The sequence below is a fragment of the Halorubrum sp. CGM4_25_10-8A genome, assembly GCF_005435025.1.
Lineage (GTDB): Archaea > Halobacteriota > Halobacteria > Halobacteriales > Haloferacaceae > Halorubrum > Halorubrum ezzemoulense.
This window is the reverse complement of sequence record NZ_SGTX01000002.1, coordinates 1-22,843: the sequence shown is the minus strand read 5'-3', so window position 1 is coordinate 22,843 and position 22,843 is coordinate 1. Positions and strand designations below refer to the sequence as shown.

Below are 22,843 nucleotides of genomic sequence, written 5' to 3'. Positions count from 1 at the left end.
GACGACACGTCGAACACCGACGACACGTCGAACACCGACGACACGTCGAACACCGACGACACGTCGAACACCGACGACACGTCGAACACCGACGACACGTCGAACACCGACGACACGTCGAACACCGACGACAGCACGTCTGACGCGCAGAGGTCGGAGACCGACGCGACGAGCCAGACGGACGATGACGACGCGTCGGAGCCGTCCGAACCGTCGCCGGAGCCGCCGGAGAACACGACCGAGCCGACGGCGAACGGATCGGCCAGCGCGGGGGACGCGACCGGCGCCGCCGCTTCGCCGAGCACGGTCGATGCCGTCGCGGCGGAGACCGACCGGTGACTTCGATTCGACCGCGGGGCGGATCGTGAACGTGGACGTACCGATTCGACCGCGACGGAGCGGAGTTCGAGGCGGCGGTCCGTCTTGCGCGCTCGGCACCAAGCTCGCAGTACTCCTGCTCCTCGTCGCGCTGTTTCTGTTGGTGCTTATTTCCGGTCTCGCTCGCGGCCTGGGGTGAACTCGGCTTCGCCTCGGAGGGGTAGGTAGTTCCCAGCGCGTGGGGGCGTCCCTCGGAGTTATGACCCGGAGCGGCGTACCGTCGCGTACGAATGGTCGCACTCGACGCCTACGCGTTCGTGTTCGTCGCCGGGTTGATCACGGCGCTGGCGACCGGGATCGGCGCGCTGCCGTTCTTCTTCTTCGAGACGATCAGCGACCGCGGGAACGTGGCGCTGTGGGGGTTCGCGTCGGGGATCATGCTCTCCGCGTCGCTGTTCGGGCTGATCCAAGAGGGGCTCGCGGAGGGGACAGCGGTTGAGATCGGCGTCGGGATGCTCGCGGGCGTCGTCCTCGTCGTCATCGCGCACGAGGTCCTGGCGGACGCCGAGATTGATCCGCGGGAGTACGAGGAGGCCGACTTCAAGAAGCTGATCCTGATCCTCGGCGTGCTGACGGTCCACAGCTTTCCGGAGGGGATCGCGGTCGGCGTCTCCTTCGCCGACCTCGGGCTGGAGGGCGGGACCGCGCTGTTCGGCTTCACCGTCCCGCTGCTCGCCGTGTTCATGACCGTCGCCATCTCGATCCACAACGTCCCCGAGGGGACCGCCATCTCGATCCCGCTGCGGGCGATGGGCGTCTCGAAGTGGAAGATGGTGTGGTGGTCGGTGTTCTCAAGTCTCCCGCAGCCGATCGGCGCTGTGATCGCGTTCGCGTTCGTCCGGTACGCCCGCGAGTTTCTCCCGTACGGCTTCGGCTTCGCGGCGGGCGCGATGATCTACCTCGTCCTGTCGGAGTTCGTCCCCGAGGCGCTCGAAACGGGCGCCGACCTCCCGCGCGGCGGCAAACCGGTCCTCGTCGGCGGCGTCGCGCTCGGCGTCGCGCTTATGATCCCGCTCGCGTACCTGTGAGTTCCGGCGGCGGGGTCCGTCACTCCTCGCCCAACGCCGTGGGATTGACCGCGCCCGGGCCCTCTCCCACGTCGTAACCGCGTCGGACCGCTTCGGTCATCCCGGCGACCGCGGCGTCGACCGCGTCGCGGAGCGGCTCCCCTCTCGCCAGTCGCGCGGCGATCGCGCTCGACAGCGCGCAGCCGGAACCGTGCGTCGCCTCGGTGTCGATCCGCGGCGTCTCGAAGCGGTCGACGGTCGGCGCGACGCGTTCCGGGGCACTACCACCCGCGTCGTCGGCCCGGACGAGGGTGTCGACGACAGCGTCCCTCTCGGCGGATTCGCCGTCGAGGTGCCCGCCCTTCACCAGCGCCGCGTCGGCGCCGAGCGCGACGAGCTCGCGGCCCGCGCGCTCGGCATCGGCGGGGGTGTCGACCGGCGCGTCGGTCAGCACCGCGGCCTCGTCGGCGTTCGGCGTGACGAGCGTCGCGTCCGCGATCAGCCCCTCGTAGGCGTCCTCCGCGGCGGGCGAGAGCAGGCGATCCCCGGTCGCCGCGACCATCACGGGGTCGACGACGAGCGGGGCGTCCGTCTCCGCGACCAGTTCAGTCACTTGCTCGACGGTCTCGGCGGTCGCCAGCATTCCCGTCTTGATCGCCCCGACGGCGAAGTCGTCGGCGACCGCCGCGTACTGGCTCGCGACGTGATCGGCGGGGAGGGGGTGAACGTCCTCGACGCCGCGGGTGTTCTGCGCGGTCGTCGCCGTCACGACTGATGTGCCGAGGACGCCGTGCGCGCGCATCGCGGTCAGGTCCGCTTGGATCCCCGCCCCGCCGCCGCTGTCGCTGCCGGCGATCGTCAGCGCGACCGGCGGCTCGACCGGCTCGTACTCGGGCATAGGCGTGATACAACCTTGTGGTATTAATTAGTGGTGCTCTTCGCGCTCGGCCGAGCTACCGGGTTCCTCGGACGGCGAACGGTCGGTGCCTCACCGCGACGACGAACGGATTCAGGTCCCCTCGACGAGGCGTTCGAGCTGCTCGGGCGGGACGGCGCCGCGCGCCGCGTACCCGTCGTATGCGAAGGTCGGCACGCCGGTAATCCCCTCCCGCTGCGCCTCGGTGAACCGCTCGCGGACGCTCTCGCGGAGCGTCTCGTCGTCGAGGGCCGACCGCACCTCGTCGGCCTCGGCGCCCGCGTCGACGGCGAGTTCGGCTAGGAGGTCGGCGTCGCCGATGTCCTCACCGTCCTCCCAGAGCGCGGCGAAGACCGCCTCGTCGAAGGCGAGCCACGTCTCGTAGTCGTGGTGTTCACGGAGGTAGTACGAGACGATCTGGGCGGGGAGCGAGTCGACATCCTCGGCGATGTCGAGGTCCATCTCCACGCCGTAGTCGTCGGCGAGCCGGCGGACGTTCTGTTTCGCCTGTTCGAAGTACTCGTCGTCTTTCCCGTCGTCGACGGAGTGGTCGATCGTCCCGTCCGGGCGGCGCTTCTGGCTCCGCAGGTCGAACGGGCGCCAGTCGATCGCGAGCTCCTCGTCGCGGTTCTCTTGATACTGTGAGAGGGACTGACGACCCAGATAACAGAACGGGCAGACGTAGTCCGAGTACACCGTGATGGTCTGTCGGTCGGCGCTCATGGGCGGGCGTAACGCCCGGCGATACAAAACGGTGTGTTCGGCGGCGGTCGAGGGGGTCAGTCGCTCGCGTTCGGCTCCGACGGCGGCTGGTCGTCCTCCGGGCCGTCGCGCGGGACTCCGGGGTCGGACCGCGGTTCGACCAGCCGGTACGCGAGCGCCACCGAGCCGAACGCGAGCGCGAACCCGGCGACGACGTCGGTGAGCCAGTGGATGCCGAGGTACATCGTCGCGACCACGACCGACAGCGAGAGCGGGACCGCGACCGGCGTCCACCGGGGGTACTCCTCGTGGGTCAGCACCGCGAACGTCCCGACGGTGACCGACAGCGAGGTGTGAAGCGACGGGAAGACGTTCGAGTTCACGTTCACCTCGCTCGTCAGCGCCATCACGTCGGGCTGCGTGGTGAACAGCAGCGGCGTCACCATGTCGGGCATCACGTTCCGCGGGCCGTGGGCGAACACCGCCGTGTACAGCACCAGCCCGATCCCGTAGTTGAGCGCGTACGCGACGAGGACGCGGCTGAACGTCGTTGTCCGGGGGAGCGCGAGGTACGCGACCGGCGGGAACGCGAGCAGGAACGCGTAGCCGTACACGTACACCCACGAGAAGTAGGCGGTCAGCGCGGGGGTCGCGAACGTCGCCTGAACCCACGCGACGAACCCGCCCTCCAGCCCGTAAATGAACGCCGTCGCCTGAAGGCCGAACAGCCTGGAGACGTCCAGTAGCGGGGGGCGCCCGACGGCGCTGGCGATCAGCACCGCGCAGACGACGGCGACGGCCCGACGCGCGTCCCAGAGCCGGTCGCGGAGCCCGCTCCACGTCTCGCGGAGCCGGGCGGGGCCGATCACCGCGACGCTCGCGACGACCAGCATCGCCACGACCCACGCCACGACCGACGTGAGGACCGAGAGGAACGGCGTCATCGCCCCCGCGAGAGCAGCCGCCCCTCGCCGTCGAACCGGTACCCGATTTCCCGGAGCGCCTCGCGGGCGGCCGCGACGTCCAGCGACCCACCGTCGTCGAAGAACGGGTGGACTGGGTCGCTCCCGTCGGCCCACGCCACCGACTCCGGAACATCAGCCGAGGACGCCGCGAGCGGCGAGGTCGCCGCCCGCGCGTAGCCGTCGAAGGCGCCGTCGACGATCGCGGTCTTATCGATCAGCCGAGCGATCACCGCCCGGAACCGGGGGTTCGACAGCGGGCTCCGGCGCACGTTGTACCCGACGTGGTAGAACGCCGCCGACCGCCCGCTCACGAGCCGGGCGTCAGCCGAGCGACCGATCCGCGGGACCGACTCGGGCCCGAGGTTCGAGACGGTGGCGTCCGCGAGTCCCTCGGCGACCGACTCCACGGCCGAGATGTCCGACGGCAGGACCTCGATGCGGAGCCGGTCGAAGGCGGGCTTCCCGTGGTATCGGGACGGGACCCCCGCTCGCGGATCAGCGGTCTCCCCGGACGCGTCCGCGTCGTCCTCGGGCGTCGACCGGACGAGGAAGTGGTCGGGGTTCCGCTCGAAGGCGACCGACTCCCCGGCGGTCGCCTCGACGAACCGGAGCGGCCCGCTCCCGACGGGGTCGGGGTTGTTCGAGACGATCGCCTCCGTGGTCTCGAAGTCGAACTCGAAGCCGGCGATCGTCGCCGCGCCGGTCCGCTCTGACCAGACGTGTTCCGGGAGGATCGGCACCCGGAGCGCCCTGACGGCGACCGTCTCGTTCACGTCGGCCACGGTGAGTCGGACCGTCGACTCGTCGCGGGCGCGCGCCCCCTCGACGACGGAACTCCGGCCGCGGAACCGGGGGGTCGGAACCGGGGTCTCGACGTTCCCGAGGGAGGTGTCGCGGAGGAACGCGTAGGTGAACGCCACGTCGCTCGCCGTCACGGGCTCGCCGTCGTGCCACCGGGCCTCTCGGAGCGTGACGTCGAGCGTGGTCTCGTCGACCCGTTCCCAGCCGGTCGCCAGCCACGGGAAGAACTCGTCGCCGTCCGCGCGGACGAGGGGGTCGTACAACAGACCCGTGAACGTGCCGTGGTTCCGGTATTCGGCGGCGATCGGGTTCCAGTTCTCCGTGATCCGGTCGTCGGTCGTCACGAGCCGGAGGGCGTCCCCCGTCGCGTCGGCGGCGGCCGCGTCGGTCGTCGTCTCGACGCCGCCCGCCGACGCGTTCGTCGCGGAACCGCCGCCTCCCGAGCCGTCGGCGGCGACGTCGTCGAGTTCGAGGAGCCCGGTGACGGAGAGCGGCTGTCGGTCCTCCGTCCAGCCGTCGAACCGGCTCTCTTGGACGGCGGTGAGCGCGTCGGGGAACGCGACGACGGAGAAGGGCTGAAGCTCGCACACCGTCTCTTGGAGGGCGTCGACGGCGTCGTCGCGGTCGCGGCCGGCCGCCCGGCGCTGCCGTTCGAGCAGGTCGTCGACGGCCATCTCCGTGAGGCCGAAGGGGTTCTGCCACCCCGACTCCGCGACGAACCGCGAGTGGGTCAGCCCGTACAGCGCGTCGGGGTCGAACGGCTCCGTCTCCACGAACTGCCCGACGTAGAGGTCGAAGTTCTGGTTGATGAGCACCTTCCGCCAGAGGTCGGTCTGTCCGACGGTGTTGAGCCGGACATCGATGCCGACGGCGGTCAGGTGCTCTTCGAGCTGTCTGGCGATACGGATCCCGTTGGGGTCGGCGTCCGCCGGCGTGGCGTTGATCTCGAGGGTCAGCTGCTCGGGGGGATCGCGGCCGGCGATGTTCTCCGTGCGACCGAGACAGCCGGCGCTGGCGGCCGCGAGGCCGAGCCCTGCGAGCGCCGCTCGTCGACTGATCGATCGCGTCATTCGGACGTTTCCACCTGTTTTCAGCCGCTCGGTATATCTCTTCTGTGCCGTCGTCGCGCCGAGAGCGGTCGCACCGACGCCGTCGGGCCGCCCGAGCGCCGAGGCGAGTCGCCTCAGATGGCGTTCGGCAGCGGGAGCGCTAGATCGGCGAGGAGCCCCGCGCGTGGGGGATAAGGGCGGGCGGAACCGCAACCCGAGCGCCGTGAAGTCAACGAGGAATCCGGTACCAAGTCCGGCGACGGCGGCGGAGAGTCCGGCGACGGCGGCGGTCCGGTTCATGCGCCGCACCTGTACGTCTGAAAACAAACCGGGGCGTGTCGGACCGCGGCGCTATCGGTGGGAGCCTAGCGCCGGTCCCCCGTCACCACGTCTCGACGACGCCGTCGCGGACGTCCTCGGCGCACCCCTCGCAGTCGGGGTGACCCGACTCGAAGCAGGCCGGACGGCCCTCGGCGTCGACCGGGACGGTCCGGCGCTCCGCGTGGCGGCGGCAGACGATACGCGCCGCGCCGGACTCGTCGGTCGGGAGGTCGAACCGCGCCGCGGCCGCCGCGTCGCCCTCGGGGTCGTCGCGCCCCTCGGCGTAGGCGCGTTTTGCCTCCTCGAACTGTTTGCCCGCCTTGCGGAGCTGCTGGCGGATCACGCGTTCGAGCCGGTCGTCCATACCCGCCGTTTCGGCGCGGCGGATATAGGTCCGTTGGCGGCGCGGGACGCAGGCGCCGCGACGGCGCAAATCTTGAGGGACCGCCGCCCCGGGAAACCTTGATGAGACGGCCGAGCGATCGCTCGGGTATGTCCGACGACTGTATCTTCTGTTCGATCGTCGCCGGCGACATCCCGGCGCGCACCGTCTACGAGACCGATTCCGTGCTGGCGTTCCTCGACGCGAACCCGCTCGCGCGCGGACATACGCTCGTGATCCCCAAGTCGCACGCGCACCACGTCGGCGACCTCGACGCCGACCTCGCGAGCGACCTGTTCGGCGCGGCCGCGTCGCTCACGCCGGAGATTCAAGCGGCCGTCGGCGCCGACGGGGCCAACGTCGGCGTCAACGACGGCGAGGCGGCCGGGCAGGAGGTCCCGCACGTCCACGTTCACGTCGTCCCGCGCTTCGAGGGCGACGGCGGCGCGGCGATCCACGCGGTCGCCGGCGGGCGGCCGGACCTCTCCGACGACGAACTCGACGCGGTCGCCGACGAGGTCGCGGCCGCGATAGACGGGTAACGACGGCGAGGGAAGTAGCGCCGGCGCGACCCGCCGCCCGAGTTCGCGATTCTTAAGAACACCCTCCGGCGAGGCCGGCGTATGAACGCGACGACGCTCGCGCTGGTCGGGGCGACCGGCGGCGCGGGGACGACGCGGACCGCTGTCGAGCTGGCGGCGATGGGCGCGCGCGACGGCGCCGACGTGGCCGTCGTCGACGCCGCGTTCACGACGCAGGGACTCTCCGAGTACGTGAGCGGGCGCATCGACCCCGACCTCACGGCGCTCCTCACGGACGACTCGGACGCGGCGCTGTCGGCGGCGGCGTATCCGGTCATCGGGACCGGCGGGGACAGCGGGCGGACCGCGGACGGCGAGCGCGACGCGCTGGACCTCCCGGGACGGGTCGACGCGATACCCGCGCGAGCGCCGTTCGAGCGCGTCGCGCGTGCGAAGACGGCGGAGGCCGCCCGGAAGCTGGAGCGGCGGATCGGCGAGGCGGCGACGACGTACGACGCGGTGGTCGTCGACGCCGCGCCGGTCGGGTCGAACGAGGCCGTCGCGGCCGCGACGACGGTCGACCGCGCGGTCGCGGTCAGGCCGGCGACGGTCCACGGGCGCGACGCGGCCCAGCGGCTCCGCGGCCGGATCGCCGACGTCGGCGGGAGCCTCGACGCGACGCTCGCGGTCGAGCGACCGGGGAGCGGTGACGGCGAGGAGGGCGACGGGGTCGTCCGCGTGCCGGCGACCGATCCCGAGGTGGCGGCCGCGCCGACCGCGGCTGGAGGTGATGACGCGTACGCGCGGGCGATCGCGACCGCGTACGAGGCGGCGTTCGACGCGACGCTCGACGTGGAGTTTCCGGAGCCGAGCCTCGTCGAGCGGTTCGCGCCCTGACGCGGAGCGGAAAGACGGGATCGGCGCTCAGCGGAGGCCGTCGGTGGAGCCGAGCGCGTCGCCGAGGGGGTCGTCGGCGCCGAGTCCGTCTCCCAGCGGCGCGGAGCCGGCGACCTGCGCGTCGACCGCCTCCGCGACGGGCTCGACCGGGTCGTGCGTCTCGACGTACGTCGCCAGCGCGAAGTCCGCCTCGTCGCCGCCGGTGAGCGCGACGGCCTCGCTGCGGGGGGTCCGGCCGGCGAGCCAGTCGCGGACGATGTCACGTGCGGTGGGTGAGAGCGGACAGACGCCCGCGACGCCGCAGCGGTGGAGCGCCTTCGCGGCCGTCATCGGGCTGACGCCCGCCTCACGCGCCGCGTCGCCGACGCTCCGGCCGGCGGTGTAGGCGTCGACGAGCGTGGCGGTCGCCTCTGGCGTACACGGGAGCGACTCGGCGTGGTCCGACAGGCGGTCGACGAGCGGCGTCTCCGTGTCGTCGGCGAGGGCGACTCCGCGATCGCGCTGGCGCGAGGTCACCTCGACCCCCGCCGCGATCTCCGACAGCGTCATGCGGATTCGTGTCTCGCACGAAATGTTAAAACCACCGTACCGCGGCGCGGTCGCCGCCGCGATCACCGACCGATAACCGGTCGGTTCGGCGGCGCCGATCCGGCCGATCGACCGCCGATTCGCCCGGGTTTAAGTAAGGCTTCGGGCCGGAGTTCGACGTGTGATGAGTGACGCACGCTCAACCCGCGTTCGTTCGCCCCGTACAGAGACCGACGACGTCGCGACGACGGACCGCTCGGCGACCGCCGACGGTGCCGCGACCGCGGACCGCACAGCGGCCGCCGAGGGGTCCGAGACCGCGTCCGCCGCCGAGACCGGAAACCGCGAGACGTGTCCGGAGTGCGGCGGCCGCACGCGCGTCGACGGCGCGGAGCGCGTCTGCGCCGACTGCGGGCTGGTCGTCGACGCCGACCGGATCGACCACGGCCCCGAGTGGCGGTCGTTCGACGACGAGGACACGGATCCGAAACGCACCGGCGCGCCGCTGACGCGGTCCCGCCACGACCGCGGGCTCTCGACGGAGATCGGCCGGTCGACCAAGGTGAAGGGGCGCAAGCGCCGCCGGCTCGCCCGGATGCGGACCCAGCACAACCGCGCGCAGATCTCGACGAAGCGCGACCGCAACAAGGTGTACGCGTACACCGAGGTCCGGCGGCTCACCGGCGTCATGGGCCTGCCCGATAGCGTCCGCGACGCCGCCTGTGCGCTGTTCGACTCCGCGCAGGAGGAGAGCCTGCTCCGCGGGCGCTCGCTGGAGGGCTTCGCGGCCGCCTGCGTCTACGTCGCCTGCCGGACGGCCGACGTGTCCCGCACGGTCGGTGAGGTGTGCGCCGAGGCGAAGGCGACGGAGGACGAGCACCAGGCCGCCTTCGACGCGATGAACCGCGAACTCGGCCTGCCGATCGCGCCCAGCGGTCCCGCGGAGTACCTCCCGCGGTTCGCGAGCGACCTCGGCTGCGATCCCGCCGTCGAGCGTCGGGCGGGCGAGCTGGCCGAGCGCGCCGTCGAGGAAGGGATCGCCAACGGCCGAAACCCGGTCGGCGTCGCGGCCGCCTGTCTGTACACCGCGGCCCGGGAGCTCGACGCGGAGTGTACGCAGCAGGCGGCCGCGGACGTGGCCGGCGTGACGCCGGTGACCGTCCGGCGGACCTACGTCGACCTGACGGAGTCGTAACGTCGGGCGTGGACGCCGGACCGCGGGGAGAGATCGTCAGGTGATCAGGAGCCAGGCGAGGGCGACGGCGACGCCGCCGGTGACGGAGCTGATCGCCGCGTGGGTGCGCAGTCGGTCGCGGAGCCGGTGACCGTCGCTCGCGGCGTCCGCGGGAGAGGTCTCGCTCCCCGCCGTACACTCCGGCAGCAGGTCGACGGCGACGTGGAGGAACACGCCGGCCCCGACGCCGAACAGCAGCCCGCGGAGGACGCTGGACGGAGTGAGTCCGATCGCGGCCACCGGGAGGGCGACGAGGCCGACGGCCGCCGCCGGGAGCGCGAGAGTGACGATCGACCGGTCGCGGGCCGCAAGGCGGCGGGCCGCCGCGTAGCCGGCCGGCGCCTTGTGAGAGACGAGCGCGATCCCGAGCAGCGAGGTGAGCGACGGCATCGCGCCGTAGATGGCGCCGATTATCGCGCCGGCCGCGAGGGCGTGGACCGTCAGCTCCACCGCGGTGTGCTCGACGGGGAGGTCGAGGTGCGCGAACCGGTGTCCGAGCGAGTGGCCGGCGTACCCGGCCAAGAATCCGACCGCGATGCCGAGCCCGCCGAACCGCGTGTGCTGGGCGAGCGCCTGGGGAATCAGGAACAGCGCCGTGCTCGTCACCATCGCGCCGCTCGCCAGTCCGTACCCCCAGACCGGTTCGAGGGGGTGATCGGCCGCAACCGTCCGAGCCCCCAGCGGCGCGCCGACGGCCATGGCGCCGAAGGCGGTCCAAGAGATGGCGAGCAGCTTCCACGTGACGCCCGCGGCGAGCGCGAGCGCCGAGAGGCCGGCGAGCGCGACCACCCCGCCGACGCCGATCGCCCACTCCCGGGGCGCTATCGAGCCGCGACCGCTCGTCGCTCCGTCGGTGTCGCTCTCGAATGCCGTCATTGTACAGTAATAACTATACTGCCTGAATTAATAATATTTCCGGCGGGCGTCCGGATTCCGGGGCGAGCGACGCGCGTCGTTCGGGAGCGCTCCCGAGGGCTCGGTACCGATCACGAGCCGTGGGGGCACGTACCACGAAAACCGTTAAGCCCGGCTGTCGCTTACGGACGAATATGAGCGCTGACCGGTCCGCCCTCCGGCGGGCCATCGAGCGCGGCGAGCGAGACGGCGGCGCGATCGAGTTCAAGGAGCGCCTGACGCGCGAGGTCCACCTCGCCGACGGGCGCATGGAGTCGCTCGTGGCTCAGCTCCGCCACCGTGTCCTCTCCGGCGACGGCGAGGCTACCTACGTCCTCGGCGTGACCGACGACGGCGGGTTGGCCGGCGTCTCCCCCGACGCCTTCTCCGAGACCATGGACGTGCTCTCGCTTTTGGCCGACGAGGCCGACGCCCACATCGCCGACGCCGAGACGTGGAGCGCCGGCTCCGGCGGCGACGGCGACGAGGCGGGCCTCGTGGGGCTCGCCACGCTCCGCGACGGCGGCGTGTTCGAGGCCGACGAGGACCACCTCGTCGTCGGCACGGCGGGCCACGTCGACCACGGCAAGTCGACGCTGGTCGGGACGCTGGTCACCGGGCGCGCCGACGACGGGCAGGGCGGTACGCGGGGCTTCCTCGACGTCCAACCCCACGAGGTCGAGCGCGGCCTCTCGGCCGACCTCTCGTACGCGGTGTACGGCTTCGCCGACGGCGCCAACGAGCCGGTCAGGATGGACAACCCCCACCGCAAGTCCGACCGTGCGGGAGTCGTCGAGGCCGCCGACCGGCTCGTCTCCTTCGTCGACACCGTCGGCCACGAGCCGTGGTTGCGGACGACGATCCGCGGGATCGTCGGCCAGAAACTGGACTACGGGCTCCTCGTGGTCGCCGCCGACGACGGCCCGACGAAGACCACCCGCGAGCACCTCGGCATCCTCCTGGCGACCGAGCTCCCGACGATCGTCGCGATCACGAAGGCGGACGCCGTGGGCGACGGCCGGCTCGCCGCGGTCGAGCGCGAGGTCGAGTCGATGCTCCGGGACGCGGGCCAGACCCCGCTGCTGGTCGACCGGCACGGCGTCGACACCGCGGTCGCGGAGGTCGGCGACGGAGTCGTCCCCCTGCTGCGGACCAGCGCGGTGACGAAAGACGGGGTCGAGACGCTCGACCGGCTGTTCGAGCGCCTCCCGAAGCGCGCGACGCCGGACCGGGAGGCCTTCCGGATGTACGTCGACCGCAGCTACAAGGTGACGGGCGTGGGCGCCGTCGCGTCCGGCACGGTGAATTCGGGGACCGTCGAGACGGGCGACGAGCTCCTCCTCGGGCCCATGCCCGACGGCTCGTTCCGCGAGGTGGAGGTGCGGTCGATCGAGATGCACTACCACCGGGTCGACAAGGCGACGGCCGGGCGGATCGTCGGCATCGCGCTGAAGGGCGTCGACGAGGCGGAGATCGAACGCGGGATGGCGCTGGTCCCCCGAGACAGCGAGCCGGAACCGGTCCGCGAGTTCGACGCCGAGGTGATGGTGCTCAACCACCCGACGCGGATTCAGGAGGGGTACGAGCCGGTCGTCCACCTCGAAACCGTCTCCGAGGCGGCCGCGTTCTTCCCGGACGAGGGGCGACTGCTCCCGGGCGACACCGGCGAGGCGCGCGTCCGGTTCAAGTTCCGGCCGTACCTGATCGAGGAGGGACAGCGCTTCGTCTTCCGCGAGGGGTCGAGCAAAGGGGTCGGGACGGTGCTGTCGACCGGGGGGGAGTGACGGCCGGAGAGCCAACGCGGACCGGCCGTGGCGAGGGCGGTCGAACGCGCCGTGTTCGACAGCGATTTCGCCCCGACGACGCGGCGGCGACGGACGCTCGTTTCGGTCGTAGCGGAGGCGTCCGATCGGGACAACAGTCGGATTTCTGCCATCTCTCACGGGACCGAGCGAGTGGGGCCACAGGTTCAGGATCCGGTGAAAAAACTCGGTCCGAACGGTGGGATCGGGTACCGATATCTCAGTATACCGAAAGCGTTAATTATTGTGCTTAGGAATCGAGTGTGTATGTCTGACAAAGACAATTTCAAGCGGCGTCAGTTCCTCCGAGTGACCGGAGCGTCGGCACTCACGGCTGGCATCGCGGGCTGTTCCGGAAACAGTGGCGACGGGTCCGACGGCGGAGACGGGTCCGACGGCGAAGACGGGTCCGACGGCGGAGACGGGTCCGACGGCGAGTTGGAGCTCCCGTCTTCGTACCCGTACGGGGCAAACGAGAACCGGATCCAGGACGCCCGGGCGGCGATGGAAGAGGCCGGGTACGGACCTGACAACCGGTTCAGCCTCGATTGGCTCCAGTACAACTCACCGGCGTGGGAGGAGATCGCGAATACCCTCCGAGCGCGCCTCGAGTCGGTCTACATCGACATGAACATCAGTAAGGCCGACTTCGGCGCCCTCCTCGAGCGGACCGAGAAAGGCGAGATGGACGCGTTCACCCTCGGTTGGATCGCGGACTACCCGGGGATCAGGAACTTCACGCAGCTGGTCGACCCGGACAACACGGTCTACGACGCGGAAGGGGCGTCGCCGAACGGCGCACGGCTGTTCTGGAGCGAAGACTCCAACACCGACCCGCAGGTTCGTAGCGCGATGGTGGAGGCGTTCGATGAGATCTCGGGCAATCCGGAGAACACCGAAGAGGCGGCGAGCGCGCGCGGCGACGCGACTCTCCGGCTGGAGAAACTGCTCTGGGAGTCCGCGGCGATGCTCCCGGTGTATCACAGCGTCGAAGACCGCTTCTGGTACGATCGAGTCGACTACGACCCTCCGGGCGGGATGGGCGTGTCCCGGGCGAAGACCAGCACGTCCGTCCAGGGGCTCGAGGGGAGCAGCACGCTGAACGGCGCGTCCGCGACGTTCAACGCGCTCGACCCGATCGCCTCGGGGAACACGGCGAGCGGCGCCAAGATCATGGACATGTTCGACGCGCCGTTCAATTACGTCAACGGAACGGTCGAGGTCGAGCCGCTCCTGGTCGAGGACTACTCCACGAACGACGACCTCACCGAGTACGAGTTCACCCTCAAGGAGGGCGTCCAGTTCCACGGCGACTACGGCGAGGTGACCGCGGACGACGTGGTCTACTCGATCCGGCGGCTCGTCGAGTCCTCGAACTCGACGAACACCTACTTCCCGATCAGCGTCCTGAACATCGACCGCGAGACGGACGAGGACGGGAACGTCGTGCCGGAGTCGGTCGCGGTCGAAGCGACCGGCGACTACACCTTCAGCATCACGCTCCGCGAGCCGTTCGGCTACGCGCTCGAGGTGCTCAGCTACTCGGCGTTCTCGGCCGTCCCCGAGGGCATCGTCGGCGACATCGAAGGGTACGACGGCGACATGACCTTCCAGGAGTTCTCGACGAACCCGGTCGGCTGCGGTCCGTTCGTCTTCGACCAGTGGGAGTCCGGCGTCGGCGGCGAGTTCCGCGCCACGGCCTTCGAGGACTACCACGGCGATGCGCCGGCGGTCGAGAACATCCAAGACGCGATCCTCAGCGACCCGAACGCGATCTACAATCGGCTCCTCAACGAGAACACGGACGCCGGCGGGATCCCGACCTCGCAGTTCGATCCCGGGCTCATCGACCTGACGAGCCAGGACGGCGCCCAGCAGACCGGGACGTACGGGCCGCTCGAGAACGACAAGACGATCAACATGTCGCGGACGCCGACGATCGACACGTTCTACGTCGGGTTCAACATGGAGAACGTTCCCAAGCCGGTCCGGAAGGCGATGGCGTACGTGATGACGCGCGACGACTTCGTCGAGAGCGTGTTCAAGGGCCGCGGCGAGTCCGCGTACCACCTCACGCCCCCGCAGGTCTTCCCCGGCGGCGGTGACGGGTACGCCAACCACTGGCAGGGCGAGTAACCCGCGACAGCGTCGTTTATCGGCTTCGAACCGGCCGTTCGCCCTCCCTCTCGGTCGTTTGATCGATATGGTTAAGAATGGCCACCAGTATCAGTCCATTACGTTTGCGCCCCACAGATTCGACGAACGATCGACAGTCGTTGACGGCACCGACAAGCCGCGCGCGGCGCGTCCGGACCGTGTTACGTTCGTGCGGGCCGGTCCCGGCTAACCAGTCCTCCCAGCCTCAACCCGTCGGCGGGACATCGGTTCCCGATCCGGTGATCGAGGCATGAATCGAGGAATCTACATACTCAAGCGGTTAGGACTCGCGATCCCGGTGATGATCTTCGGGATCACGATGTCGTTTCTGATCCTCTACCTCGGGCCGATCGATCCCGTCGGGAGCATCCTCGGTCGACAGGCGACGCCGGCGGACATCCGACAGCTCCGGATGGCGCTGAACTACATCGACTCGGCCGGGAACCCCATACCCCTGTGGGAACAGTACTTCCGAGTCGTCAGCGACCTGTTCCTGCTCGACTTCGGTGACTCGTGGGTCATCCAGCGCGAGACGCCCGTCACCACGCTCATCATCAACCGGATGCCCGCGACGCTCTGGCTCGGGTTCTGGTCGGTCGTCATCGCGCTCGGGGTCGGCGTCCCGGTCGGGCTGTACGCCGGCCTGCGCGCGAACACGTTCCGCGACTACGCGAGTTCGGGGTTCGGGATCATCTGGCGCGCGATGCCGAACTTCTGGCTCGCCGTCATCATCTCCGGGCTGATCACCGCCGGTGGCGCCCTCAGTTTCTACCGCACGGCGATCGTCGAGACGCAGGTCAGCGGGACCCCCGATGCGCTGGGCAACCTGTTCACCAACGTGGATATATTCAGCGGCATCCCGTACCTGGAGCTGTTGTTCATTCCGGTACCCAATCCCGGCCCGATGTTCGTCGCGTTCAAGTGGATACTGCCCGCGGCGCTCGTGCTCGGATCGTCGTCGATGGGTAACGAAGTACGGATCGGACGGACGGCGGTGCTCGAGAGCATTAACTCGAAGTACGTCGAGACAGCGAAGGCCAAGGGCGTGTCACCCCGTCGGATCATCGCCAAACACGTCGGCCGAAACGCGATCATCCCGCTTCTGCCCGTCGTCATGGGCGAGTTCTACCTGCTGATCGGGGGATCCGTCCTCGTCGAGTCGGTGTTCGGTATCAACGGTCTCGGGAATCTCTTCTTCAGCGCGGTGCTGGGGCCGGACATCCCGCTGGTGATGGCTCTCGTGTTCATCTTCATCGTGATCCAGATCCTCTTCAACATCAGCCAAGACCTCCTGTACACGTACATCGACCCGCGAATCAGCCTTGGAGAGAGTGAGTAATATGTCCGATAGACATTCCACCGAGTCGATTCGAGAGGAACTGACACACCGTGATAATCTGTCGCTCACCGCCCGTATCGCGGAGAACCCGGAGCCGTTCGTGTGGTGGGCCGTTCCGATGTTCGTGTTGCTCGCCGTCGAGTTCGCCACGTGGGGCGGGATCCTAGTCGGTATGCTCGACGCGCTGGTCATCGGAGTGACCGGTCTCATCGACATCGTCGTGGGGTTCGTCTCGCCCGGGCTGGCGCAGATCGTGACCGATTTCCAGGCCGGTGTGGTCGGGATGCTCCGCAGCGTGGGGGGGACGCTCGGCGAGCTACCGACGCTGTTCAGCCGCGAAGTCATCCCGAACCAGGGGCATCAGACCCCGAACGGCGCGTGGCAGGGCACCTTCCTCGGGCTTCAGCCGGCGGTCGCATGGGCTCTCAGGTTCACGCTCATCATGGCGTACGCGCTCTTTACGGCCTACTGGGCGTTCCGCGGGTGGCTCGTCTACCGCGACCACTACCGCGAGTCCGACTGGACCCCGACGGACGACATCGTCAACAACCTCCGTGGACACCGTTGGGGACAGTTCGGAATCGTCGTGTTGGTCGTGTTCCTGACGATGGCGACGTTCGGGTCCGCGCTGGCTCCCTCGACCGTCAGTCAGAACATCGAGAATACCTACAGCGACGAGAGCCAGATCCAGTACCTCACGGAAGAGGGAACGGTCGAGACGGTGTTCGCAGGCGACGCCAACTTCAACTCGAAGTCGAAGGGTGCGGTCGATACCAACGTGGGCGTGATGACCTACGACGACTACGGCCGCTTCCACCCGTTCGGAACGCTCCCGAACGGCCGCGACCTGTTCACGTTCATGATGGGCGGCGCCAGGATCACGATGATCGTCTCGGGGATGGCGATCACGGGGGCCGCGGTGGTGGCCATGACGCTGTCGATGCTGTCCGCGTACTACAGCGGGTCGCTCGACCTCGGGATACTCACGGTCGCGGACGGAGTCGTCTCCGTGCCACAGCTGCTGTTGCTGATAATGATGAGCGCGGTCTTCGCGAACACGTGGCTCGGGGCGGTACTCGACGGCGGGTTCCTGTTGGCGCTCATATTCGCGTTCACAACGTGGCCGTTCCTGTGGCGGGCGGTTCGGGGCCCGGCGCTACAGGTCGCGCAGGAAGACTGGGTCCGCGCCGCGGAGAGCTACGGCCAACGGCCGCGGAACATCATGCAAAAGCACATGCTCCCCTACGTCCTCGGGTACCTGCTCGTCTACGCCTCGATGTCCGTCGGCGGGATCATCATCAGCCTCTCGGCGCTGTCGTTCCTCGGTAACGGCTTGGGGATATCACCCCCGACGCCCGCCTGGGGACGGGCGATATCGGCCGGGCAGAGCTACGTCTCGTCGCCATCGTGGCACATCTCGCTGATCCCCGGGCTGATGATCGTGATCCTCGTCACCGGGATGAACGCCCTCGGTGACGGGATCCGCGACGCCATCGATCCGGAGGTCGAGACCGGCGATGGCGAGGAGGCGGCCGCCGGAGGTGGTGCGTGATGGCCCGATCACAGAGCGCGAGCACGGACGCCACGGACGGCCGCGAGGATCCGATCCTCTCCGTCAGAGACCTCCAAACGGTCTTCTACACGGACGACGAAACGATCCGGGCGGTCGACTCGGTGAGCTTCGACGTCGGTCGCGGCGAGACGGTCGGAATCGTCGGCGAGTCTGGGTCCGGCAAGAGCGTCACCGCCCGCTCGATCATGGGGCTGATCGAGTCACCGGGGAAGGTGCTCCCGGAGTCGTCGATCTCGTTCGACGGACAGGAGCTCACCGACCTCTCGGAGAAGCAGTACCAGTCGATCCGCGGGAGCGGGATCGGGATGGTCTTCCAGGACCCGCAGCAGTCGCTTAACCCGGTCTACACCGTCGGCAACCAGATCCGTGAGTCGCTCGCGGTCAACCGCGACATCACGGGCGAGGAGGCGACCGAGGAGGCGACGAGACTGCTCCGAGCCGTCGGCATTCCGGACGCCAAGCGTCGGTTGGACGAGTACCCGCACGAGTTCTCCGGCGGAATGCGCCAGCGCGCCGTCATCGCGATGATGCTGGCGTGTGACCCCGACTTCCTGATCTGCGACGAGCCGACGACCGCGCTCGACGTGACGATTCAGGCGCAGATCCTCGACCTCCTGAAGGAGCTACAGGAGGAGCGCGGGCTGTCGATACTGTTCATCACCCACGACATGGGAGTCATCGCGGACATCGCGGACCGCGTGAACGTGATGTACGCGGGACAGATCGTCGAGAAGGCGCCCGTCGAAGAGCTGTTCGGGAATCCACATCACCCGTACACGCGGGCGCTGCTCCGGTCTATCCCGGGCGAACACTCCCGTGCGGACGGGCTCGAAACGATCGAAGGACAGGTTCCGACGCCGAACGAGCCGGCCGATCACTGTCGGTTCGCGCCCCGGTGTTCGAAGGCGTTCGGCGACTGCGAGAAGGTACCGCCGCAGCACGTTGCCGTCGGTGACGCCGAGGACCACACGGCGGCGTGCCTGTTGTACCCCGACGATCTGAGCGAGACGGCGCGCGTGGAGAAACACGTCGAAATAGCGAACGAGAGTACGGAGGACCACTCATGAGCAACGCAGTCGAGCAGTCGCCTCCGACCGAGGAGTCGGAGGTGCTGGTGGAAGTCGAGGGATTGAAAAAGTACTACGGAGGCGACGGGATGTTCGCCGACCCGCCGGTGAAGGCGGTCGACGGCGTCTCCTTCGAGATCAAGCGCGGCGAGACGGTCGGGTTGGTCGGCGAGTCCGGGTGCGGAAAGAGCACGCTCGGGCGCACCATGCTGGCGCTCGAAAACGCCACCGAGGGCTCGATCAGATACGACGGCACTGACATCACGACGCTCTCCGGGAAGGATCTGAAGGAGTGGCGAAAGAACGCCCAGATGGTGTTCCAAGACCCCGAATCCAGCCTGAACGACCGGATGACGGTCGGTGAGATCATTCGGGAGCCGCTCGACGCGCACGACTGGAAGACGATGAACGACCGCCGCGAGCGGGTGCTCGATCTGCTGTCCGCGGTCGGTCTCCCCGACAAACACTACTTCCGGTACCCCCACCAGTTCTCCGGGGGCCAACGCCAGCGGATAGGGATCGCTCGCGCGCTCGCGCTCGAGCCGGACTTCCTCGTCCTCGACGAGCCGGTCTCCGCGCTCGACGTGAGCGTTCAGGCGAAGATCATCAGTCTCCTCGAGGACCTCCAAGAGGAGTTCAACCTCACCTATCTGCTCATCGCCCACGACCTCTCCGTGGTCCGGTACATCTCAGACCGCGTCGCCGTGATGTACCTGGGGAAGATCATGGAGATGGGCGAAGCGGAGGAACTGTTCACGGACGCGTCGAACCCGTACACGCAGTCGCTGTTGTCTGCGATTCCAGAGCCAGACCCGACCAAGACGTCTCGCCGGATAACGCTCTCGGGGACGCCCCCGAGTCCGAGCGACGCGCCGGCGGGCTGTAACCTCTCGACGCGCTGCCCGGCGAAGATCAAACCGGAGTCGTACGCCGACCTCGACGAGGACCTCTGGGAGGGGATCGAGCAGTTCAGGGAGGTCGTCCGCGAACGCGCTCGCATCGCGCTCTCGACGGGGGACCGGGTCAGGCGGCGGCTCGACCGGTTCGACCGGTTCGACGACATCGAGGAGAGCAGGGCGGACACCTTCGACGGCATCGAGGTGCCGGAGCGGGTCGACGAGGAGATTCAGACCGCGGTCGAGATGGTCAAACGGGGGCGGCCGACGGAGGCGCAAGAACACCTCTACGAGGAGTTCGCCAGCGTCTGTGACGACGAACAGCCCGAGATGTACGAGGTGTCCGCGTCGGGTCGGTACAGCTACTGTCACCGGCACGCCGACGAGTACGAGGACGTAGACCCCGTGCTTACGCGCCGTGCAGACAGCGACTAACGCCGACCGGATCAGCGAGTTCGCCGTCTGGGTCGGCGCCGCGTCGGCCGCCGTGGTCGGGGGCTGCGCCGTCGTCGCCTTCGCGTTCGGCGACGGCCTGATCACGCTGAAGTACGTCCTGTTCGTCGTCGGGTTCGTGCTGTTCGGTCTGGGGTCGTTAGCCATTCAGCCCAAGTCGAAGCGTCGTGACCGCGAACGCATCACCCTCGACACCGACGAGGCGTGGGACGTCGAGAGCAGACTCATGCGGCTTCCCCCACTCCGCGAGCGAACGATTCCGTTCGAAGAGCGCGTGAGTCGCAACGTGAAGGCGTTCGTGACGAGCCTGGTCGTGTTGGGCGTGTCGCTGTCGCTCGAACTCGTCGCGGGCGTCGGCGTCTGAAGCGCACAAGCGTTTTACCTCTCTGTAACAGTGCGAGAGCATGGTTCGAACGGACCCCAACGGACAGGACGCGGACGACGCCGAGCGGCGCGCACGGTCGGTTGAACAGTCCAAGACGGGGCTACAGCAGACGATCGAGGACATGAAGGCGATGGCCGCCGACCGCGAGGAGGCCGGGTACGAGACGTTCACGGTCGCGGCGGGGGACACGACGCCGAAGGCGCCGGACACGGGCGAGACAGACGAGTGGGGGCTGAGCTACGTCGTTCCGGGCGACGTCGAAGACGAGTTCGTCGGGCTGTCCGAACGGGCCGACTTCGACGAGATCGGGGTGTATCAGGCCGACGGAGAGGGGGTGCGGTTCATCGTCACCGAGTGCCTCGACCACGACGAGCAGATCGCGGTGTTCATCGCCGGCACGTTCCGGCTCCGGTTCGCGGCGCCGCTCGTCAGGACGGCCCTCGACCGCGGACGCATGTACACGCACGTGAAGAAGGTCGACGGGACGACTCTCGGATCGATCGAACACGAGGACCCGAGCGCGTTCTTCCCGGAACCGGAGTCGGTGTACGCCTACGAGCGCTGACCGCGTCTCGGCGGGAGCGAGCGGTCGCCGGTCACCGGTCGGGGTCCGCCGTCTCGACCACGTCGACCAGTTCCATCAGCGGGTACCCGTCTTCCATCGCCATCCGCGTGTGAACCGTGACGCCCTCGTACGCGATCCGCATCTCCACGTCCATCAGCGAGCCGGTGAGCTCCGTGTAGCCGTTCTCGTGGTCGATCGCGTCGGCGACGCGGTCGTCGTGGATATCGACGGTCACCGCCTCGCAGTGCGGTTGGTTCTCGATCGCCTCCGCCATCGCGGCCTCCATGCTCCGCGTGCTCGACGGGCTGACCGGCGTGCCGGCGAACTGGTGGTACAGCGAGCCGAACTTGATCCCGGCCTCGAAACACGCCTGCTGGGCGTCGGTTGCCATGCCCGCACTGCGGCGGCGCCGGCCTAAGAGGCTTCGGAGGGGCCCGGCGGAACCGAAGCCGTTTGGTTCGGGGAGCGGGATCGGTCCGTATGAACGCGCTTCGCGTGACGGGCGGCCGCGTCCTCCGCCCCGACGGCTCCGTGACCGAGGCCGACGTGACGATCGACCGCGACGCCGGGCGGATCGTCGAGGTGCGAGACGTGAGCGCGGACGGCGAGGCGCCGCCCGACGCCGACGAGACGCTCGACGCGTCGGGGTCGCTCGTGATCCCGGGGCTCGTCAACGCGCACACGCACGTCGCGATGACGCTGCTCCGCGGGTACGCAGACGACAAACCGCTCGACCCGTGGCTCCGCGAGGACATCTGGCCGGCGGAGGCCGAACTGACGCCGGACGACGTCGAGGCGGGCGCGGAGCTCGGCGCCCTGGAGATGATCCGGTCTGGGACGACCGCGTTCGCGGACATGTACTTCGCGATGGACCGGGTCGCGGACGTCGTCGACCGCGCGGGGCTGCGCGCGCGGCTCGGCCACGGGGTCGTGACGGTCGGCAAGGACGCGGCCGACGCCCGCGCGGACGTCGAGGAGAGCCTCGCGGTCGCCCGCGAGCTTGACGGCGCGGCGGACAGCCGGATCCGCACGGCGTTCATGCCGCACTCGCTGACGACGGTCGGCGAGGAGTTCCTCCGCGAGGGGGTCGCGGAGGCGCGGGAGGCGGGCGTTCCGGTCCACCTCCACGCCAACGAGACGGCGGACGAGGTCGACCCGATCGTCGACGAGCGCGGGGAGCGACCGATCGCGTACGCCGAGGACCTCGGCGCGCTCGGCCCGGACGACTTCTTCGCGCACGGCGTTCACGTCGGCGGCGGCGAGATCGACCGGCTCGCCGAGTCGGGAACGGCGGTCGTCCACTGCCCGGCCTCGAACATGAAGCTCGCCAGCGGGATGGCCCCGGTTCAGCGGCTCCGCGAGGCCGGCGTGACCGTCGCGCTCGGCACCGACGGCGCGGCCTCGAACAACGACCTCGACGTGTTCGACGAGATGCGCGACGCCGCCATGCTCGGGAAGCTCGCCGCGGACGACGCGAGCGCGGTCCCTGCGGGGGCGGTCGTTGAGATGGCGACGGCCGGCGGCGCGGACGCCCTCGGACTCCCGGGTGGTCGGATCGAGGCGGGTGCGGCCGCCGACCTCGCCGTCGTCGACCTCGACGCGCCGCACCTGACGCCGGTCCACGACCCCGTCTCGCACCTCGCGTACGCGGCCCGCGGGAGCGACGTGCGCCACACGGTCTGTGACGGCGACATTCTCATGCGCGACCGAGAGGTGCTGACGGTGGACGCCGCGGCCGTACAGGAGCGCGCCGCGGCCGCCGCGAGCGACCTCGTCGACCGCGTGGATTCGGCGTAGCGGACGCACGGCTATTCATGTATAGAACTGCGGTGGCGCGTGCGACTCGCGCCCTGCGGGCGCTCGTCAGCACGCGCGAGGTCGCCGGCGCGTAGCGCCGGCTGCCGGGGAATCCTCGCTTCTCGCTGGAGTCGGCCGACCGGAGGGAGGCCGACGACGCTGGGGAGGCGTGAGGCTGCGGTGCCGGGCGGGGAGGGATTCAAAGGGGCAGCCA

22 protein-coding genes are annotated in these 22,843 nt (G+C 69.3%); 13 read left to right on the top strand and 9 right to left on the bottom strand.

The annotated features are described in order from the left end of the window. Positions 1-305: hypothetical protein (locus EXE52_RS18390; RefSeq protein ID WP_199239129.1), on the bottom strand; the 305-nt coding region annotated here is incomplete at its 3' end. Positions 306-608: 303 nt separating this feature from the next. On the opposite strand from EXE52_RS18390, the gene EXE52_RS02515 reads away from it, so the two are divergent. Beyond that, complete coding sequence (locus EXE52_RS02515) at positions 609-1,406, top strand: ZIP family metal transporter (protein WP_086216603.1); 798 nt, start codon at positions 609-611, stop codon at positions 1,404-1,406. A 19-nt stretch (positions 1,407-1,425) separates the two neighbouring features. On the opposite strand, the gene thiD is transcribed toward EXE52_RS02515, so the two are convergent. From thiD to EXE52_RS02490, 5 genes are all read right to left on the bottom strand, one after another. Beyond that, positions 1,426-2,283 carry a bifunctional hydroxymethylpyrimidine kinase/phosphomethylpyrimidine kinase gene (gene thiD, locus EXE52_RS02510; RefSeq protein WP_049932170.1) on the bottom strand — a complete coding sequence of 286 codons (858 nt, stop codon included), beginning with the start codon at positions 2,281-2,283 and terminating at the stop codon, positions 1,426-1,428. A gap of 111 nt (positions 2,284-2,394) precedes the next feature. Continuing rightward, entirely contained in the window at positions 2,395-3,024 is a 630-nt protein-coding gene (locus EXE52_RS02505) for a DsbA family protein (protein WP_137703409.1), read from the bottom strand. A 56-nt stretch (positions 3,025-3,080) separates the two neighbouring features. Then, positions 3,081-3,947, bottom strand: coding sequence for a phosphatase PAP2 family protein (locus EXE52_RS02500; RefSeq protein ID WP_049932166.1), 867 nt, complete (start codon positions 3,945-3,947; stop codon positions 3,081-3,083). Next, a complete protein-coding gene (locus EXE52_RS02495) occupies positions 3,944-5,839 on the bottom strand; it encodes an ABC transporter substrate-binding protein (RefSeq protein ID WP_137703408.1) in 1,896 nt (631 codons plus the stop codon). Before EXE52_RS02495 ends, EXE52_RS02500 begins: the two co-directional genes overlap by 4 nt. Before the next feature lie 361 nt (positions 5,840-6,200). Further along, positions 6,201-6,503: a hypothetical protein gene (locus EXE52_RS02490; protein WP_049932161.1), complete on the bottom strand. Its 303-nt coding sequence runs from the start codon at positions 6,501-6,503 to the stop codon at positions 6,201-6,203. Positions 6,504-6,631: 128 nt separating this feature from the next. Here EXE52_RS02490 and EXE52_RS02485 point away from each other — a divergent pair, with 128 nt between their 5' ends. Next, positions 6,632-7,063 (top strand): HIT domain-containing protein, encoded by a 432-nt coding sequence (locus EXE52_RS02485; RefSeq protein WP_049932159.1) that lies wholly within the window; start codon positions 6,632-6,634, stop codon positions 7,061-7,063. An 81-nt stretch (positions 7,064-7,144) separates the two neighbouring features. Next, positions 7,145-7,939 (top strand): cell division inhibitor, encoded by a 795-nt coding sequence (locus EXE52_RS02480; RefSeq protein WP_094580065.1) that lies wholly within the window; start codon positions 7,145-7,147, stop codon positions 7,937-7,939. Between the two features lie 27 nt (positions 7,940-7,966). On the opposite strand, the gene EXE52_RS02475 is transcribed toward EXE52_RS02480, so the two are convergent. Then, a complete protein-coding gene (locus EXE52_RS02475; protein ID WP_089308695.1) occupies positions 7,967-8,488 on the bottom strand; it encodes a hypothetical protein in 522 nt (173 codons plus the stop codon). Between the two features lie 163 nt (positions 8,489-8,651). On the opposite strand from EXE52_RS02475, the gene EXE52_RS02470 reads away from it, so the two are divergent. Beyond that, positions 8,652-9,662, top strand: coding sequence for a transcription initiation factor IIB family protein (locus EXE52_RS02470; RefSeq protein ID WP_137703407.1), 1,011 nt, complete (start codon positions 8,652-8,654; stop codon positions 9,660-9,662). A 36-nt stretch (positions 9,663-9,698) separates the two neighbouring features. On the opposite strand, the gene EXE52_RS02465 is transcribed toward EXE52_RS02470, so the two are convergent. Further along, positions 9,699-10,577, bottom strand: coding sequence for a ZIP family metal transporter (locus EXE52_RS02465; RefSeq protein ID WP_241988193.1), 879 nt, complete (start codon positions 10,575-10,577; stop codon positions 9,699-9,701). Between the two features lie 173 nt (positions 10,578-10,750). Between EXE52_RS02465 and EXE52_RS02460 the strand changes: the two genes are divergently transcribed. The 8 genes from EXE52_RS02460 to EXE52_RS02425 all read left to right on the top strand — a co-directional run bounded on the left by EXE52_RS02460 (position 10,751) and on the right by EXE52_RS02425 (position 20,832). After that, positions 10,751-12,379, top strand: coding sequence for a GTPBP1 family GTP-binding protein (locus EXE52_RS02460; RefSeq protein ID WP_094495627.1), 1,629 nt, complete (start codon positions 10,751-10,753; stop codon positions 12,377-12,379). A 285-nt stretch (positions 12,380-12,664) separates the two neighbouring features. Continuing rightward, positions 12,665-14,533, top strand: coding sequence for an ABC transporter substrate-binding protein (locus EXE52_RS02455; protein ID WP_094495628.1), 1,869 nt, complete (start codon positions 12,665-12,667; stop codon positions 14,531-14,533). A 271-nt stretch (positions 14,534-14,804) separates the two neighbouring features. Then, positions 14,805-15,893: an ABC transporter permease gene (locus tag EXE52_RS02450; RefSeq protein ID WP_094495629.1), complete on the top strand. Its 1,089-nt coding sequence runs from the start codon at positions 14,805-14,807 to the stop codon at positions 15,891-15,893. 1 nt (position 15,894) lies between these two features. Then, positions 15,895-17,445, top strand: a complete 1,551-nt coding sequence (locus EXE52_RS02445) for an ABC transporter permease (protein ID WP_345781392.1) — start codon at positions 15,895-15,897, stop codon at positions 17,443-17,445. Beyond that, on the top strand, positions 17,445-18,533 hold the full coding sequence (locus EXE52_RS02440; protein WP_094495630.1) for an ABC transporter ATP-binding protein: 1,089 nt from the start codon (positions 17,445-17,447) through the stop codon (positions 18,531-18,533). Before EXE52_RS02445 ends, EXE52_RS02440 begins: the two co-directional genes overlap by 1 nt. Then, a complete protein-coding gene (locus EXE52_RS02435; protein WP_094495631.1) occupies positions 18,530-19,864 on the top strand; it encodes an ABC transporter ATP-binding protein in 1,335 nt (444 codons plus the stop codon). The genes EXE52_RS02440 and EXE52_RS02435 overlap by 4 nt, the downstream gene beginning before the upstream one ends. Further along, positions 19,848-20,246 (top strand): hypothetical protein, encoded by a 399-nt coding sequence (locus tag EXE52_RS02430; RefSeq protein WP_094495632.1) that lies wholly within the window; start codon positions 19,848-19,850, stop codon positions 20,244-20,246. The genes EXE52_RS02435 and EXE52_RS02430 overlap by 17 nt, the downstream gene beginning before the upstream one ends. 40 nt (positions 20,247-20,286) lie before the next feature. Further along, complete coding sequence (locus EXE52_RS02425) at positions 20,287-20,832, top strand: hypothetical protein (protein WP_094495633.1); 546 nt, start codon at positions 20,287-20,289, stop codon at positions 20,830-20,832. Positions 20,833-20,863: 31 nt separating this feature from the next. On the opposite strand, the gene EXE52_RS02420 is transcribed toward EXE52_RS02425, so the two are convergent. Continuing rightward, the gene (locus tag EXE52_RS02420; RefSeq protein WP_094553627.1) at positions 20,864-21,223 is read right to left on the bottom strand and encodes a dihydroneopterin aldolase family protein; all 360 of its coding nucleotides are present in this window, start codon (positions 21,221-21,223) and stop codon (positions 20,864-20,866) included. Between the two features lie 89 nt (positions 21,224-21,312). Here EXE52_RS02420 and EXE52_RS02415 point away from each other — a divergent pair, with 89 nt between their 5' ends. Next, on the top strand, positions 21,313-22,629 hold the full coding sequence (locus EXE52_RS02415) for an amidohydrolase (RefSeq protein WP_137691930.1): 1,317 nt from the start codon (positions 21,313-21,315) through the stop codon (positions 22,627-22,629). Positions 22,630-22,843 lie beyond the last annotated feature (214 nt).

Excerpts from the sequence above, each read along its gene's own strand:
- EXE52_RS02440 (WP_094495630.1), top strand. The coding sequence starts at position 17,445 with ATGGCCCGATCACAGAGCGCGAGCACGGACGCCACGGACGGCCGCGAG.
- EXE52_RS02470 (WP_137703407.1), top strand. The coding sequence starts at position 8,652 with ATGAGTGACGCACGCTCAACCCGCGTTCGTTCGCCCCGTACAGAGACC.
- EXE52_RS02500 (WP_049932166.1), bottom strand. The coding sequence starts at position 3,947 with ATGACGCCGTTCCTCTCGGTCCTCACGTCGGTCGTGGCGTGGGTCGTG.
- EXE52_RS02450 (WP_094495629.1), top strand. The coding sequence starts at position 14,805 with ATGAATCGAGGAATCTACATACTCAAGCGGTTAGGACTCGCGATCCCG.
- EXE52_RS02435 (WP_094495631.1), top strand. The coding sequence starts at position 18,530 with ATGAGCAACGCAGTCGAGCAGTCGCCTCCGACCGAGGAGTCGGAGGTG.
- EXE52_RS02415 (WP_137691930.1), top strand. The coding sequence starts at position 21,313 with ATGAACGCGCTTCGCGTGACGGGCGGCCGCGTCCTCCGCCCCGACGGC.
- EXE52_RS02455 (WP_094495628.1), top strand. The coding sequence starts at position 12,665 with ATGTCTGACAAAGACAATTTCAAGCGGCGTCAGTTCCTCCGAGTGACC.
- EXE52_RS02445 (WP_345781392.1), top strand. The coding sequence starts at position 15,895 with ATGTCCGATAGACATTCCACCGAGTCGATTCGAGAGGAACTGACACAC.
- thiD (WP_049932170.1), bottom strand. The coding sequence starts at position 2,283 with ATGCCCGAGTACGAGCCGGTCGAGCCGCCGGTCGCGCTGACGATCGCC.
- EXE52_RS02480 (WP_094580065.1), top strand. The coding sequence starts at position 7,145 with ATGAACGCGACGACGCTCGCGCTGGTCGGGGCGACCGGCGGCGCGGGG.
- EXE52_RS02490 (WP_049932161.1), bottom strand. The coding sequence starts at position 6,503 with ATGGACGACCGGCTCGAACGCGTGATCCGCCAGCAGCTCCGCAAGGCG.
- EXE52_RS02505 (WP_137703409.1), bottom strand. The coding sequence starts at position 3,024 with ATGAGCGCCGACCGACAGACCATCACGGTGTACTCGGACTACGTCTGC.
- EXE52_RS02425 (WP_094495633.1), top strand. The coding sequence starts at position 20,287 with ATGGTTCGAACGGACCCCAACGGACAGGACGCGGACGACGCCGAGCGG.
- EXE52_RS02485 (WP_049932159.1), top strand. The coding sequence starts at position 6,632 with ATGTCCGACGACTGTATCTTCTGTTCGATCGTCGCCGGCGACATCCCG.
- EXE52_RS02460 (WP_094495627.1), top strand. The coding sequence starts at position 10,751 with ATGAGCGCTGACCGGTCCGCCCTCCGGCGGGCCATCGAGCGCGGCGAG.
- EXE52_RS02475 (WP_089308695.1), bottom strand. The coding sequence starts at position 8,488 with ATGACGCTGTCGGAGATCGCGGCGGGGGTCGAGGTGACCTCGCGCCAG.
- EXE52_RS02420 (WP_094553627.1), bottom strand. The coding sequence starts at position 21,223 with ATGGCAACCGACGCCCAGCAGGCGTGTTTCGAGGCCGGGATCAAGTTC.
- EXE52_RS02495 (WP_137703408.1), bottom strand. The coding sequence starts at position 5,839 with ATGACGCGATCGATCAGTCGACGAGCGGCGCTCGCAGGGCTCGGCCTC.
- EXE52_RS02515 (WP_086216603.1), top strand. The coding sequence starts at position 609 with ATGGTCGCACTCGACGCCTACGCGTTCGTGTTCGTCGCCGGGTTGATC.
- EXE52_RS02465 (WP_241988193.1), bottom strand. The coding sequence starts at position 10,577 with ATGACGGCATTCGAGAGCGACACCGACGGAGCGACGAGCGGTCGCGGC.